Origin of the sequence: Flagellimonas taeanensis, assembly GCF_003584105.1 — a bacterium.
Lineage (GTDB): Bacteria > Bacteroidota > Bacteroidia > Flavobacteriales > Flavobacteriaceae > Flagellimonas > Flagellimonas taeanensis.
Window position 1 is genome coordinate 24,620 of the sequence record NZ_QXFO01000027.1, and the last position, 14,579, is coordinate 39,198.

General features: G+C 47.0%; 12 protein-coding genes. 8 read left to right on the plus strand and 4 right to left on the minus strand.

The window, feature by feature from the left end; all coding sequences use genetic code 11:
• Window positions 1-53: 53 nt before the first annotated feature.
• A complete protein-coding gene (locus D2V93_RS15290) occupies window positions 54-2,522 on the plus strand; it encodes a ribonucleoside-diphosphate reductase subunit alpha (RefSeq protein WP_119620019.1) in 2,469 nt (822 codons plus the stop codon).
• A gap of 172 nt (window positions 2,523-2,694) precedes the next feature.
• Here D2V93_RS15290 and D2V93_RS15295 read toward each other — a convergent pair whose 3' ends face one another.
• Window positions 2,695-3,348, minus strand: a complete 654-nt coding sequence (locus D2V93_RS15295) for a gluconate 2-dehydrogenase subunit 3 family protein (protein ID WP_119620020.1) — start codon at window positions 3,346-3,348, stop codon at window positions 2,695-2,697.
• The gene (locus D2V93_RS15300; RefSeq protein WP_072880574.1) at window positions 3,348-5,066 is read right to left on the minus strand and encodes a GMC oxidoreductase; all 1,719 of its coding nucleotides are present in this window, start codon (window positions 5,064-5,066) and stop codon (window positions 3,348-3,350) included. The genes D2V93_RS15295 and D2V93_RS15300 overlap by 1 nt, the downstream gene beginning before the upstream one ends.
• Before the next feature lie 136 nt (window positions 5,067-5,202).
• On the opposite strand from D2V93_RS15300, the gene D2V93_RS15305 reads away from it, so the two are divergent.
• The 5 genes from D2V93_RS15305 to D2V93_RS15325 are packed head-to-tail and all read left to right on the plus strand — an operon-like array spanning window position 5,203 to window position 10,361.
• Window positions 5,203-6,210 carry a sugar phosphate isomerase/epimerase family protein gene (locus tag D2V93_RS15305; protein WP_119620021.1) on the plus strand — a complete coding sequence of 336 codons (1,008 nt, stop codon included), beginning with the start codon at window positions 5,203-5,205 and terminating at the stop codon, window positions 6,208-6,210.
• 11 nt (window positions 6,211-6,221) lie between these two features.
• Window positions 6,222-6,665 carry a DinB family protein gene (locus D2V93_RS15310; protein WP_119620022.1) on the plus strand — a complete coding sequence of 148 codons (444 nt, stop codon included), beginning with the start codon at window positions 6,222-6,224 and terminating at the stop codon, window positions 6,663-6,665.
• 20 nt (window positions 6,666-6,685) lie between these two features.
• The gene (locus D2V93_RS15315; protein ID WP_119620023.1) at window positions 6,686-7,912 is read left to right on the plus strand and encodes a nucleoside permease; all 1,227 of its coding nucleotides are present in this window, start codon (window positions 6,686-6,688) and stop codon (window positions 7,910-7,912) included.
• Window positions 7,913-7,965: 53 nt separating this feature from the next.
• Window positions 7,966-9,204: an MFS transporter gene (locus tag D2V93_RS15320; protein ID WP_072881034.1), complete on the plus strand. Its 1,239-nt coding sequence runs from the start codon at window positions 7,966-7,968 to the stop codon at window positions 9,202-9,204.
• A gap of 20 nt (window positions 9,205-9,224) precedes the next feature.
• Entirely contained in the window at window positions 9,225-10,361 is a 1,137-nt protein-coding gene (locus D2V93_RS15325) for a Gfo/Idh/MocA family protein (RefSeq protein WP_119620024.1), read from the plus strand.
• 93 nt (window positions 10,362-10,454) lie between these two features.
• On the opposite strand, the gene D2V93_RS15330 is transcribed toward D2V93_RS15325, so the two are convergent.
• Together D2V93_RS15330 and D2V93_RS15335 are read right to left on the minus strand one after the other, a co-directional pair.
• On the minus strand, window positions 10,455-10,919 hold the full coding sequence (locus tag D2V93_RS15330) for an ASCH domain-containing protein (RefSeq protein ID WP_119620025.1): 465 nt from the start codon (window positions 10,917-10,919) through the stop codon (window positions 10,455-10,457).
• A 9-nt stretch (window positions 10,920-10,928) separates the two neighbouring features.
• Window positions 10,929-12,632 (minus strand): GMC oxidoreductase, encoded by a 1,704-nt coding sequence (locus tag D2V93_RS15335; RefSeq protein WP_119620026.1) that lies wholly within the window; start codon window positions 12,630-12,632, stop codon window positions 10,929-10,931.
• Between the two features lie 140 nt (window positions 12,633-12,772).
• Between D2V93_RS15335 and D2V93_RS15340 the strand changes: the two genes are divergently transcribed.
• The gene (locus tag D2V93_RS15340; protein WP_119620027.1) at window positions 12,773-13,825 is read left to right on the plus strand and encodes a sugar phosphate isomerase/epimerase family protein; all 1,053 of its coding nucleotides are present in this window, start codon (window positions 12,773-12,775) and stop codon (window positions 13,823-13,825) included.
• A complete protein-coding gene (locus D2V93_RS15345; RefSeq protein WP_119620028.1) occupies window positions 13,822-14,562 on the plus strand; it encodes a 3-keto-disaccharide hydrolase in 741 nt (246 codons plus the stop codon). The genes D2V93_RS15340 and D2V93_RS15345 overlap by 4 nt, the downstream gene beginning before the upstream one ends.
• Window positions 14,563-14,579: the final 17 nt, after the last annotated feature.

The following is a 14,579-nucleotide window of genomic DNA, read 5'->3' on the forward strand; positions in this document are numbered from 1 at the left end:
TTTAACAAGGCTGTGGAAGAACCAACAGTATCAACAATAATATTCGTAGCGACATGTATGTAGTAAAAAGAGACGGTAGAAAAGAGCCGATAATGTTCGATAAGATCACGGCAAGGGTCAGGAAACTTTGTTATGGACTCAACAATCTGGTAGATCCCGTAAAAGTGGCGATGAGGGTCATCGAGGGACTGTACGATGGTGTTACCACCTCCGAGTTGGACAACCTGGCGGCGGAGATAGCGGCTACCATGACCACCACGCATCCGGACTATGCAAAACTGGCCGCGCGGATATCCGTTTCCAACCTGCACAAAAATACCAAAAAGTCCTTCTCCGAAACCATGAAGGACCTCTACGAATATGTAAACCCGAGAACCGGCAAAAAGGCGCCACTGCTTTCCGATGAGGTGTATCAAGTGATTGCCGAACATGCCGAACAACTGGACTCGACCATTATCTATAACCGCGATTTTGGCTACGACTATTTTGGGTTCAAGACCTTGGAACGTTCCTACCTGTTGAAGATCAACGGGAAGATAGCGGAACGTCCTCAACAGATGCTCATGAGGGTCGCTGTGGGAATCCATTTGGACGATATGGATGCCGTGGTGGAAACCTACGAGCTGATGTCCAAAAAGTATTTCACCCATGCCACGCCCACGCTCTTCAACTCAGGGACCCCCAAACCCCAGATGTCCTCCTGTTTCCTTTTGGCCATGAAGGACGATAGCATTGACGGAATCTATGACACCTTGAAGCAAACAGCAAAGATTTCACAGTCTGCGGGTGGGATTGGCCTGTCCATCCACAATATCAGGGCCACAGGATCGTACATTGCCGGGACCAATGGGACCTCCAACGGAATTGTGCCCATGCTCCGCGTGTACAACGACACAGCTCGCTATGTGGACCAAGGTGGCGGAAAACGCAAAGGTAGCTTCGCCATTTATGTGGAACCTTGGCATGCCGATATTTTCGACTTTTTGGAACTTAAAAAGAACCACGGGAAGGAAGAGATGCGGGCACGTGACCTGTTCTATGCCATGTGGATCCCCGATCTGTTCATGAAGCGCGTGGAAGCCGACGGGGAGTGGACCTTGATGTGTCCCAACGAATGTCCAGGACTTTTCAGTACCCACAGTGAAGAATTTGAGGCACTCTACACCAAATATGAGGCCGAAGGAAAGGGTCGCAAAAAGATAAGGGCCAGGGACCTTTGGGAGAAGATATTGGAATCCCAAATTGAGACAGGTACCCCCTATATGCTCTACAAGGATGCCGCCAATAGGAAAAGCAACCAGAAAAATTTGGGGACCATACGTTCCTCCAACCTCTGCACGGAGATTTTGGAATATACCTCCCCCGATGAAGTTGCGGTGTGCAACTTGGCATCCATAGCACTGCCCATGTTCGTGAAAAATGGTGAGTTTGACCATAAGGAACTCTTTAAGGTCACCAAGCGCGTCACCAGAAACCTGAACAAGGTCATCGATAGGAACTTCTACCCTGTGGAGGAAGCCAGAAACTCCAATATGAGGCACAGACCCATAGGATTGGGTGTGCAGGGCTTGGCAGATGCCTTCATCATGTTGCGGATGCCCTTTACCAGCGACGAGGCCAAAAAACTGAACCAAGAGATTTTTGAGACACTGTACTTTGCTGCGGTGAGCGCTTCCATGGAAATGGCCCAGGAAGAAGGAGCCTATTCCACATACAAAGGTTCCCCAATGTCCAAGGGAGAGTTCCAGTTCAACCTATGGGGCATCAAGGACGAGGAACTGTCCGGCCGATGGGATTGGGACAAACTTAGAAAGGAAGTGCTGCAGCACGGCGTCAGGAACTCCTTGTTGGTGGCTCCCATGCCCACAGCGTCCACATCGCAGATATTGGGCAACAATGAGTGCTTTGAACCCTATACCTCCAACATATACACCCGCAGGGTGCTTTCCGGGGAGTTCATCGTTGTGAACAAACACCTATTGGAAGATTTGGTAAAATTGGGCCTTTGGAACGAGAACCTAAAGCAGGAACTCATGAGGGCCAATGGTTCCGTGCAGGGCATAGATGCCATTCCAGAGGACATCAAGGAACTGTACAAGACTGTTTGGGAGCTCAGCATGAAGGATATTATCGATATGAGCAGGCAACGTGGCTATTTCATTGATCAAAGCCAATCGCTGAACCTGTTCATGGAGAACGCCAATTACGCCAAGCTCACCTCGATGCATTTCTACGCTTGGAAGAGCGGCCTGAAAACGGGGATGTACTACCTTCGAACCAAGGCAGCGGTGGATGCCATCAAATTTACGTTGGACAACACCAAGAAGCAAGAAGTCCCTGTTGAGGTAGAGGCAGAAGCAGCATCGGCGGCAGTGGCGCAAGAGATCACTGTGGAGGCTATTTCTGCCGAACAGCAGCAAGAAATTGACATACAACCCATGACTCCTGAAGAAATGAGGGAAATGATAGCACGGGCCAAGGAAGGCCAAGCAGACGACGACTGCCTGATGTGCGGTTCATAGCATAGTCGGCACTGGACTTTATCAGTGCATGTGATAGTGTTTATTGACCAAATGCCCCGGAGCGTTCACCCCACTTGGAACAATTCCGGGGTATTTTTTTGAAAAGATTCATAAATAAAAAACCCTCCAATTTTATTGGAGGGTTTTTTTATATCTCATAAGAGAACAAGACTTACAGCGACCAAGCTTTTCCGCCGGTCAGCGTGTTGAGGTCTTCACAGGGGATGTATTCTCCTGGTATGGGCAAATAGGCCAATACTTCCTCACCAACATATTCTGATGATTTGTAGGCCCAAGTACCCAGATCTCTCAGATCGTTGGCAAAGGAGAAGCGGGAAATATCGTCATCCAAAGTGGCTTGGCCTCCCTGCATGATGGCCTCCATGTAGCTGTTGATGGCTTCAAAATGGGCTTCCTCTTCCTCATCCGAACGTTTTCTTAAGTATGTTTGAAGTGCGGGCTCAATATCCACGGGTTCGATGTCCATCAGCGTCTCTTTTCCGGAATCCACCAGAACCTTATCGTAGAATTTGTTCATTTTCATGACTACAAAATCCCTTTGTTCCAATGGAATTACCTCATCCAAGTATTTGTCGATGAAAACGTGTACGTTCATTTCCGTAGCAGATGGGGTATCTGTTTTGGGAAGGATCACGTCCAGTGTCTGGGCAAGTGCATATCCTTTTTCCTTGTCCAGAAAACTGGGGACCCACTCGGCATAGGCGGGTTTGTCCTTACAACTTTGGAGCAGTCCCAAAAGGGTCGGAGTGGCCACGGCATAACCAAAGGCCAATCCCATATTCTTAAGTGCAGATCTTCTTTCCATTATATATTTCCTTTTTTGAGTTCTTGGGCAGCATGGTTAGCAGCTCTCGCGGTAAAAGCCATATAGGTCAACGATGGGTTTACGCAACTGGCTGAGGCCATAAAGGCACCGTCCGTTACATAAACGTTCTTACAGGCGTGGACTTGGTTGTATCCGTTCACCACGGAGGTCTTAGGGTCAAGGCCCATACGAGCGGTACCCATCTCGTGGATGCCCAATCCAATGGCATAGGGGTTGTCGTAAGGCGTAATGTCCTTGGCCCCTGCTTTTTCAAGCATCTGTACCGCTTGGTCCTGCATGTCCTTGCGCATGTTCAGCTCGTTCTGTCTGATTTCGGCATCGAAGGTAACGGTAGGTAGTCCCCATTTGTCCTTTTTGTCGTAATCCAAGATCATCCGGTTGTCTTCATAGGGAAGAATTTCTCCGAAGGCCAACATGTTCATGGTCCATCCGCCAGGTGTCAGGATGGCATCCTTATAGCCTTTTCCGAAGGAGGCCTCGGCGACCAATTCTTCATAATTGCCCCTAGAGGCACCTCCTTGGTAACCATAGCCACGGGTAAAGTCCTTCATGTCGGTATCCCCGCCAAGGTTCCTGAACCTCGGAATATAGGTTCCGTTTGGCTTCCTTCCCTTATAGTATTTGTCATCAAACCCATCGAATTTGCCACTGGCACCAACCAAGAAATGGTGGTCCATGATGTTTCTACCCAATTGGTCGGAGTCGTTCCCCAATCCGTTAGGGAACCTGTCCGACTTGGATTGCATCAAAATGGAGGTAGAGGCCACGGCCGAGGCACAAAGGAAAATAACCTTTGCCTTGAACTCGAATTCTTCCTTGGTTTCCCTATCGATTACTTTGACACCGGTTGCTTTCTTGGTATTGGGATCATAGATGATTTCATGTACAATGGAGTCGGGTCTAAGGGTCATGTTTCCGGTCCTTTCCGCGGCGGGCAATGTGGACGACACGCTGCTGAAGTAGGCCCCGAAAGGACACCCTCTCACGCAACGGTTACGGAACTGGCAACGCACCCTTCCGTCTCCCTCAAATTTTTTGTCACTGTTGATGTGGGCCACCCTTCCAGCGGTGATCACACGGCCATTGAAGTGTTCGGCCACTTTTCCTTTTACATGCTCTTCCACGCAGTTGAGCTCCATCATGGGTTCAAATTGCCCATCAGGTAGTTGGGGCAGGCCCAGGCTCTCACCCGAAACACCGATATAACTTTCAACCTTATCGTACCAGGGGGCGATGTCCTTGTAACGTACGGGCCAATCCACGGCGATGCCTTCGTTCTTGTTGGCGGTAAAATCGATATCGCTCCAGCGGTAACTGTGACGGCCCCACATAATCGAACGGCCTCCCACATGATATCCCCTCATCCAGTCAAATCGTTTCACTTCATTGTAAGGGTGCTCCAGATCGTTCACAAACCAATGCTTGGATTCGGCCCTGACAGTATATCCTGTCCTGGCCTGCTTTTCTTGTTGCTTTAGTTCCTCTCTTGTGGGCTGTCCGGCATTTGGAAAATCCCATGGGTCCAGATTGGCTGTTGGATAGTCTTCACGGTGTTTGACCATCGGACCACGTTCCAAGACCAAGGTCTTGAGCCCATTTTCGCAAAGTTCCTTGGCGGCCCAACCGCCACTGATGCCCGTTCCTACCACGATGGCATCATAGGATTCTTGCTCTTGGTTGTAATAAAATTTACTCATTTATTCGGATTGTTTATTTGCTAAATGTATTAATTATTAAATTAATTTTCTACATTTAATGCCTGTGTTTATTGAGAATTCAATACTATAACGTTGTAGTTTTTGGATTCTATATCAAAATTTTCAACTTAAAAATATGAACAGAAGTAGTTTAGCCCAAAAAGGTATTTTATCTCTATTTGCAGTTGTATTGTTTGGAATTTTTTCCTGCAAACAGAATCCCAAAAAGGAAGTTGTCGATGATCAGGTAGCAGAGGGGGTAATGGTCGAGGAAACCAAATCGGACATTAAACTTTCATTGGCCCAATGGTCCTTGCACAAAATGATATTGGAAGAAGGGGTGGACCCATATACCTTTGCCGAGAAGGCCAAAGGATGGGGTTTTGAAGGCCTGGAATATGTGAGCGGACTCTATTATAAGGAACTCCAAGCAGCCAATTTCTCTGAGGAGGCTATGAAGAATTGGGTGGAAAAGAGCAAGGCGGAAAGTGAAAAGCACGGTATGAAGAACCTGCTCATCATGGTGGATGGTCAGGGAGACTTGGCGGCCACTGATGAAAAAGAAAGGAAAGCAGCTGTGGAGAACCATTACAAGTGGGTGGATGCCGCTGCTGCGTTGGGGTGCCATTCCATCCGTGTCAACTTGAACGGGACGCAGGACCCAGAACCATGGGTGCCCGCATCGGTGGACGGACTTACCCAATTGGCCACTTATGCCAAGGACAAGAATATCAATATCATCGTAGAGAACCATGGTGGGCCTTCCTCAAATGCAGCTTTGTTGGTCGAGGTGATGAAAAAAGTGGGAATGGACAATTGTGGCACACTGCCCGATTTTGGAAATTTCTGCATCAAAAGGGAAGCAGGCGATTACTATGAGTCCAAATGCCTTGAGGAATATGACAGATATAAAGGAGTGGAAGAGTTGATGCCCTATGCCAAGGCCGTAAGTGCCAAATCCTATAGCTTCGATGCCGAAGGCAACGAGACCCGGGTGGATTATAAAAAAATAATGGACATTGTGGAAGAAGCGGGCTATTCAGGCTTTGTGGGCGTGGAATACGAAGGAAGCGAACTCAGCGAAGAGGAAGGGATTTTGGCCACCAAAAAGTTATTGGAAAAAGTGCTTAACTTACCCGAATAATTTTAGGGTCCATGAAGGGATTTTTGCAACAACTCTTCGATTACAATTTTCATTGTAACAAAAAAATCATCCAACAGTGTGGCGGTCTGGACGTAGTTCCTGAGAACAGCCAAAGGCTTTTCAGCCATATTTTGAACGCCCACCATATCTGGAACCACAGATTGTTGGGCAAGCCCAGTGAGTTTGGGGTGTGGGATACACAACCTTTTGAAAAGTGGGAAGAGGTCCATTACGAAAACCAGCGTACCTCTTTTGAGATCGTGACCAACACCGACGATTTTATGAAGCGGGTGGAATATGAGAATAGCCAAGGCAGGACATTTTCGAATGAGACCAAGGACATCCTTTTCCATATCATCAACCATTCCACGCACCACAGGGGCCAGATCATGATGGAACTGCGTGCCTCTGGAACAGTGCCGGAACCATTGGACTATATACATTACAAAAGATGAATACTAACTAAACACCCCACATGAACATAAAAACCAAACTTCAACTTTCCTTTATGATGTTCCTCGAATTTTTTATTTGGGGAGGTTGGTTCGTTTCATTAGGTACGTTTTTAGGGAACAACTTGCAAGCCACGGACGCACAGCTTGCCATGGCTTTTTCCACACAGTCTTGGGGTGCCATCATAGCACCGTTCATTATCGGTCTGATAGCTGACCGATATTTCAACGCCGAACGGATTTTAGGGGTTTTGCACCTCATGGGTGCGGTGTTGATGTACCTGATGTACCAAAGTGCCGATTTTGCTACTTTCTATCCGTATGTCTTGGTCTATATGATTCTGTATATGCCCACGCTTGCATTGGTGAATTCGGTATCATTCAACCAAATGACAGATCCCGCCAAACAATTTTCATTTGTACGGGTTTTTGGTACTATCGGATGGATTGTTGCCGGGCTTTTGATCAGTTATGTTTTTTTCTGGGATTCACCCGAAGGCAGGGAGGCAGGTCTGTTGAAGAACACATTTTTAATGACGGGTATTGCTTCGGCTCTTTTGGGTCTTTTCAGTTTTACCCTACCCAAGACTCCTCCAAAAGTAAACAGGAATGAAAAAGTGGACATTTCCGAGATATTGGGATTGGATGCCCTGAAGCTTTTGAAGGACAAAAATTTCCTCCTGTTCTTTATATCCTCTGTATTGATATGTATTCCGTTGGCATTTTATTACCAAAATGCAAACCCGTTCCTTGCTGAGATCGGTGTGGAGAATCCAACAGGGCTGATGACCATTGGTCAGGGTTCTGAGGTTTTGTTCATGTTGCTACTTCCTTATTTCTTTAAAAAATTCGGGTTCAAGAAAACCATATTGGCAGGGATGCTGGCTTGGACCGTGCGCTATTTGCTATTTGCATATGGGGATACGGGAGAGCTTTTGTTCATGCTTATCATTGGGATAGCCCTTCACGGAATCTGTTATGACTTCTTCTTTGTTTCAGGGCAGATTTACACCGATTCAAAAGCAGGAGAAAAATATAAAAGTTCTGCGCAGGGATTGATTACCTTGGCCACCTATGGAGTAGGTATGCTCATCGGGTTCTGGATTGCTGGGAAAATAGCGGATTATTTTAAAATAGAAGGTGTGCACGAATGGCAGAATATATGGATGTACCCAGCAGGCTTTGCATTGTTGGTGGCCATATTGTTCGTGCTATTCTTCAAAAATGAAAAAGTAGCCTATAAATCATAAAAACAAATAGCACCATATATATTAAGGGACACAATTAATAACTAATGCAAACCATGAAAAACGTAAATAAGAACCAACTTTTTTTGGCGGCCTGTATATCCTTGGTCGTTACTTCCATGACCTTTGCCATCAGGGCAGGTATATTGACCCAGTTGGGCGAGGAATTCGGGATTTCCAACCAACAATTGGGGTGGATAAACAGTATGGCCTTTTTGGGATTTCCTTTGGCGATGATCCTTGGAGGGCTGCTTTATAATAAAGTAGGGGCACGAAAACTTATGGTGGCTGCGTTTGTCTGCCATCTATTAGGGTTGGTGCTTACCATTGTGGCAGGGGGGTTCTGGACCCTGATTATTTCCACATTCTTCATTGGCTTTGCCAACGGATCCGTTGAGGCGGCCTGTAACCCTATGATTGCCGATATGTACACCAAAAACCGTACAGCAATGCTCAATAAGTTCCATGTTTGGTTCCCGGGAGGTATTGTGATAGGCTCGTTGATCTCAAAGTTCATGACCGATTTTGGAATGGGGTGGCAGTTACAGATTGGGATTATGTTGATACCTACCTTTATATACGGGTACATGTTTTTCAAACAGGAATTTCCAGAAAGCGAGCATATTGAAACAGATACGGCGAAGAACATCAAGTCGCTTGCCGACCCCTTGTTCATTTTCATTTTGGCATGTATGACCCTTACCGCCATTTCAGAATTTGGACCACAACAATGGGTAGAGCGTATTTTGGGCAACTCTGGGGCCAGCCCAATGCTGATATTGGCCATGGTAACAGGTATTATGGCCATAGGGCGGTACTTTGCAGGGCCAATAGTGCATAGGCTCAATCCAATAGGGGTGCTTTTGTTGTCCGCACTCATAACAACCGCAGCCGTATATAGCATGAGCATAGCCGAAGGATCCATGATTTATTTGGCCGCGGTTCTTTTTGCCTTGGGGGTTTGCTATTTTTGGCCTACCATGATCGGTTTCACCTCGGAATACCTCCCCAAGACAGGGGCACTTGGAATGTCGTTGGTGGGAGGTGCAGGAATGTTCGCCACATCCATATGGCAGCCTGTGATCGGCGGATGGTTGGACAGTGCAAAGGAAACCGCAGTGGCTTCTGGACTGACCGATCAGGTGGCAGAGCTTACCGCGGGCAAGGCCACTTTGGGAAAAATGATGTTCTTTCCATTGGCAGTGGCCATTTTGTTCGCCATTTTGTTTTTGTTTCGAAAAAAATTGGAAGAACGAAGAGTCCCGCAAGGACATGCTTCTGAAGAAATAGTTTAATCAAAAAGTAAAAATAGAAAATGCCAAAAAAAATAAGACTTGGAATTCTTGGAGGAGGTGGTGATTCCCTGATCGGGGTGTTGCACAGAGTAGCCTCTTTCATCAATGACAATTATGAAATCGTAGGAGCGGTCTTTAACCCAGACCATGAGCAAAGTTTAGATTTCGCAAAGGAAATAGATGTCCCCACTAACCGTATCTACAAAGATTTTGATACGTTGATAGCAGAGGAAATGAAGTTGCCGGAGGATGAGCGTATACAGGTGTGTTCCATCCTTACGCCCAATTTTCTCCATTTTCCCATGGCCAAAAAGCTACTGGACAATGGGTTTCATGTCATTTGCGAAAAACCCATGACCACCACTTACGAAGAGGCCAAGATTTTACAGGAAACCTTAAAAGAGGCAGGAACGGTCTTTGCGGTTACCCATACGTACACCGGATACCCTATGGTCCGCCAAATGAGGGAGATGATCAAGGACGGCGTAATCGGGAAGATCCACAAAGTGGACGCCCAATACTACCAAGGCTGGATGAACCCCATAATCCACGACAAGGAGAAACGTGGAACGGTTTGGAGGCTCGATCCCAAAAAGGCGGGCATCAGCTCCTGTATGGGGGATATTGGGGTACACGCCTTCAATATGATCGAGTTTACCACTGGTTTGCAGGTACAATCCATTTTGTGTGATTTCAATTATATCTATGATGATAATGTGATGGATATGGATGGTACCGCCCTTATCCGTATGGACAAAAATGTGAAAGGGGTCATTAGGGCTAGCCAAGTGGCCACAGGGGAAGAAAATAATCTGTCCATTGCCATTTATGGCCAAAAGGGTGGATTGAAATGGGAGCAGGAAAACCCAAACTACCTTTACAAGTTGAACGATCCAGAACCGCTACAGGTCTACAAGCCGGGCCATGGGTACAACTCCAAACTATCGTTGGACGGCACCAAACTGCCCCCGGGCCACCCGGAAGGCATCTTTGATGCCATGGCCAATATCTATTTGGGCGTGGCAAAGGCCATCCGTGGAGAGGAATACAACAACGGGGAATTCCCTACCATGTTGGATGGTGTCCGTGGTCTCAATTTTATTGAGAACACTGTGGCCTCCCATAAACAGGGCAATATTTGGGTGGATATGGATTGATCCAAAAAGATTTCATGTCAGTTCGAGCGCAGTCGAGAACAAAAGAGGTTTCGACTGCGCTCAACCTGACAACTTTCTAACATAGGAGACCTCCTATTTTTTATACAACATTTCAAAGGCCTCAAAGACCACGATCATGCTTTCTGAGGGTTGGGTGCCGAATTCCGAAAGTTCACGGGTATAATAGTCCCAATGGGTCTTTTTCCAATGTGAAAGGCTTTTGTCCCCCTCACCTTCCAAACGTGCATGATCTTCACGAATGGCAAAATAGGGCACCAACTTTACCGATGTGGTCCTAATGACACATTTGGCGGTCCCTTTCCAGTCCGTCACCACATAAAAATCCCCTATTTTGGGCAATTTTTCATTCCGTAGTTGGATTCCCTTCAAGGAGTGGGAGGTCGCTCTTTTGATTTCCTTGCAGACAAGATCGGCGCAGGTGTTGGCATCCTTCTCATTATCACAGAAATGGATGACCTTGGGTGCATCCTCGGAAGCAAATTCCAAATGGGCATCCAAAAAATCGCCCCAAAGATTTCGGGCAGAGGCATTTTCCATAAGCAGGTTTTAAGAAAATTTATGTTGTTTGAATTGTTGCGCGGCATGGTTTGCAGCCCTTGCAGTAAAAGCCATATAGGTCAGCGAAGGGTTTACGCAATTGGCCGAGGTCATAAATGCCCCATCGGTAACATACACGTTGGGAACGTCATGCAATTGGTTATGCTTGTTGAGGACGGATGTTTTTGGGTCGTGACCCATTCTTGCCCCTCCCATTTCGTGTATGCCAAGTCCGGGACCTGTTACCATATCGTAGGTGCTGACGTTCCTAAAGCCGGCGGCCCTTAGCATGGCAGCAGCCTCCTCTTTGATGGCCTCCCTCATTTTATACTCATTCTCCTTGAATTCCACGTCAAAGTCCAATTGAGGTAGTCCCCATTGATCTTTTTTGTCCTTGCTCAAGGTCACGCGGTTGTCGTGGTATGGGAGCATTTCACCAAATCCGGTCATCCCGATTTCCCAACCTCCCGGTTCTAAAATGGCTTCTTTGAGAGCAGCACCATGACCCAGTTCGGCCACTGTCTCGCCCCAATTGCCCCTACTGGCGCTCCCCTGGTAGCCAAAACCACGCAGAAAATCCTTTCGTTTGGTCTTTTCATCAAGGTTGACAAACCGTGGAATATAGAACCCATTCGGTCTTCTTCCCTTGTAGTATTTGTCCAAATGCCCATCCACTTTGGCAGAAGCGCCCAAATTGTAATGATGGTCCATGATGTTGCGCCCAAGTTGGTCATGATTATTGCCCATGCCGTTGGGGAACACCTTCGACTTGGATTGCAATAAAATGCCCACTGAGGCCATGGCCGAGGCGCAGAGAAAAACAATTTTTGCCTTGAACTCTATTTTTTCATGGGTTTCGGCATCCACGATCTTTACCCCGGTAGCCCTTTTTTGGTTTTCATCATATACCACCTCATAAACAATGGAATTGGGCCTCAAGGTCAAATTTCCGGAGCGTTCGGCAGCGGGCAAGGTGGAGGAATTACTGCTAAAATAGCCTCCGAACGGGCACCCTCTCCAACATCGGTTTCTGTATTGGCAAGGACCCCGACCCTCAATGTTGGGGTCTTTATCGGTAATGTGGGCGACCCGGCCAATGGTCAAGAGCCGATCATCGTCGAATTGTGAGCCTAGGGCAGATTGAAGTTCTTTTTCCACACAGTTCAGTTCCATGGGAGGCTGAAATTGTCCATCGGGCAACTGTTTCAGGCCCAATTTTTCGCCGCTTACGCCAATATAGGTCTCCACTTTATCGTACCAAGGGGCTATATCTTCGTAGCGCACCGGCCAATCCACACCAATGCCCTCATTTTTATTGGCTTCAAAATCAATATTGCTCCACCTATAGCTTTGTCTGCCCCAGGTCAGGGAGCGTCCGCCGACTTGGTACCCCCTGATCCAATCGAACCGCTTGGTTTCTTGGTAAGGATGTTCCAGGTCATTCACAAAAAAATGCTTTACATCGTCACGGGGTGCCCAACCCACGCGTAATTGTTTATGATACTTTTCTTGGTCCTCCCGGCTTAGGTTTCCTCTAAAGGGGAAATCCCATGCGTCCTTGTTCATGGTCTTGTAGTCCTCAACATGTTTGACCATTGGGCCACGTTCAAGCACTAAGGTTGTAAGACCGTTTTCGCACAGTTCCTTGGCGGCCCAGCCCCCACTTATACCTGTGCCAACAACAATGGCATCATAAACTTTGTTTTCGTACACCTTGTATTGTTTTAATTGTTAACGAATCCCTATATTTATGTTTTACTTCAAGAGATGTAAAATTAACACAGTTTTTTTCTTAAATATAGAAGATAAATCCTAAATGGATGAGGATTTATAAATTCTTAAAATCAATTTAAATGAAGACAATCAAAGGACCGGCTGTATTCTTAGCGCAATTTGTGGACAGTCAACCTCCGTTCAACTCCTTGGACGGACTTTGTAAATGGGCCTCAAGTTTGGGGTACAAAGGCATCCAGATACCCACTTGGGAATCGTTTCTCATCGATTTGGACAAGGCAGCCGAAAGTCAGGATTATTGTGATGAACTGAAGGGAAAGATCAATTCCTATGGGTTGGAGATCACGGAACTTTCCACCCACTTGCAAGGACAATTGGTGGCGGTTCACCCTGCCTATGATATCATGTTCGACAATTTTGCTCCTGAAGCCTTTAAAGGCAAACCCAAGGAGCGCACCCAGTGGGCCATCGAAACCGTGAAAAAAGCAGCCACGGCCAGTAGAAGATTGGGTCTTAATGCCCACGCAACCTTTTCAGGGGCATTGCTTTGGCATACCGCCCACCCATGGCCCCAACGCCCTGCCGGACTGGTGGAAATGGGCTTTGAGGAGCTCGCCAAAAGATGGATGCCCATCCTCGACCATTTTGATAAAGAAGGAGTGGATGTCTGTTATGAGATCCATCCAGGGGAAGACCTGCATGATGGGGACACCTTTGAGCGATTCTTGGAAGCCACGGGCAATCACAAACGGGTCAATATCCTCTACGACCCAAGCCATTTTGTACTGCAGCAGTTGGATTATATCGAATACATAGACCATTACCACGAGTTCATCAAGGCATTCCACGTGAAGGATTCCGAGTTTAACCCCACGGGTAAGAAAGGTGCCTTTGGTGGTTATAACGATTGGGGAGACAGGGCCGGAAGGTATCGTTCCCTAGGCGATGGTCAAATCGATTTTAAGACCATCTTTTCCAAACTGACCCAGTATGGGTGCGATGTGTGGGCCGTGATGGAATGGGAATGTTGCATCAAGAGTCCGGAACAGGGAGCCCGTGAAGGAGCCAAATTCATACAGGACCATATCATCGAGGCAACGACCAAAACGTTCGATGATTTTGCCGGTGCTGAAATAGATAAAAATCAACTAAAACGAATACTAGGATTATGAAAAAATCAGCTTTGTTGGCAGTACTTGCCGTGGCTTTTGCCTGTAAGGAAAAACCAAAAGAGAACACGGAAGAAATGGCAGAAGAAATCATCGAAGTAGTGGAGGAACCTGAATGGACCACCTTGTTCGATGGAACATCCTTTGAAGGATGGCACTATTACAATGGAGGGGAAATAGGGGAGCCCTGGAAAATTGAGGATGGAAGCATGGTACTCTATCCGCCAGAAACAAGACCCGAAGGAGCCAACTACAATCTGGTCACGGACAAGGAATTTACCGATTTTGTGCTCACCATGGAGTGGAACATAGCCGAAGGGGGAAACAGCGGTATTTTTTGGGGGGTCAAGGAAGATGAAAAGTATGGACAGCCCTTTTTGACCGGACCTGAGATCCAAGTATTGGATGATGAGAGACATCCCGACGCCAAGAACGGTCCCGATCGTTTGGCCGGAGCCCTCTATGATATGGTGCCGCCATCTGCCAAAGCGGTTAAACCAGCAGGGGAGTGGAATGCCGTTGAAGTCATGATCAACCATAAGACGAATGAAGGTTACATCATGCTCAATGGGACCAAAATCGTTGAATTTCCTGTTGAAGGTGAAGGATGGGATGCATTGGTCGCCGATTCAAAGTTTGCGGATTGGGAGGCTTTTGGGGCGTTCAAAACAGGCAAAATAGGCCTTCAGGATCATGGTAACATGGTGTCCTTTAGAAATATCAAGATCAAAGAACTATAGCATGTCAGTATTCAGAA

Excerpts from the sequence above, each read along its gene's own strand:
- D2V93_RS15290 (WP_119620019.1), top strand. The coding sequence starts at position 54 with ATGTATGTAGTAAAAAGAGACGGTAGAAAAGAGCCGATAATGTTCGAT.
- D2V93_RS15295 (WP_119620020.1), bottom strand. The coding sequence starts at position 3,348 with ATGGAAAGAAGATCTGCACTTAAGAATATGGGATTGGCCTTTGGTTAT.
- D2V93_RS15300 (WP_072880574.1), bottom strand. The coding sequence starts at position 5,066 with ATGAGTAAATTTTATTACAACCAAGAGCAAGAATCCTATGATGCCATC.
- D2V93_RS15305 (WP_119620021.1), top strand. The coding sequence starts at position 5,203 with ATGAACAGAAGTAGTTTAGCCCAAAAAGGTATTTTATCTCTATTTGCA.
- D2V93_RS15310 (WP_119620022.1), top strand. The coding sequence starts at position 6,222 with ATGAAGGGATTTTTGCAACAACTCTTCGATTACAATTTTCATTGTAAC.
- D2V93_RS15315 (WP_119620023.1), top strand. The coding sequence starts at position 6,686 with ATGAACATAAAAACCAAACTTCAACTTTCCTTTATGATGTTCCTCGAA.
- D2V93_RS15320 (WP_072881034.1), top strand. The coding sequence starts at position 7,966 with ATGAAAAACGTAAATAAGAACCAACTTTTTTTGGCGGCCTGTATATCC.
- D2V93_RS15325 (WP_119620024.1), top strand. The coding sequence starts at position 9,225 with ATGCCAAAAAAAATAAGACTTGGAATTCTTGGAGGAGGTGGTGATTCC.
- D2V93_RS15330 (WP_119620025.1), bottom strand. The coding sequence starts at position 10,919 with ATGGAAAATGCCTCTGCCCGAAATCTTTGGGGCGATTTTTTGGATGCC.
- D2V93_RS15340 (WP_119620027.1), top strand. The coding sequence starts at position 12,773 with ATGAAGACAATCAAAGGACCGGCTGTATTCTTAGCGCAATTTGTGGAC.
- D2V93_RS15345 (WP_119620028.1), top strand. The coding sequence starts at position 13,822 with ATGAAAAAATCAGCTTTGTTGGCAGTACTTGCCGTGGCTTTTGCCTGT.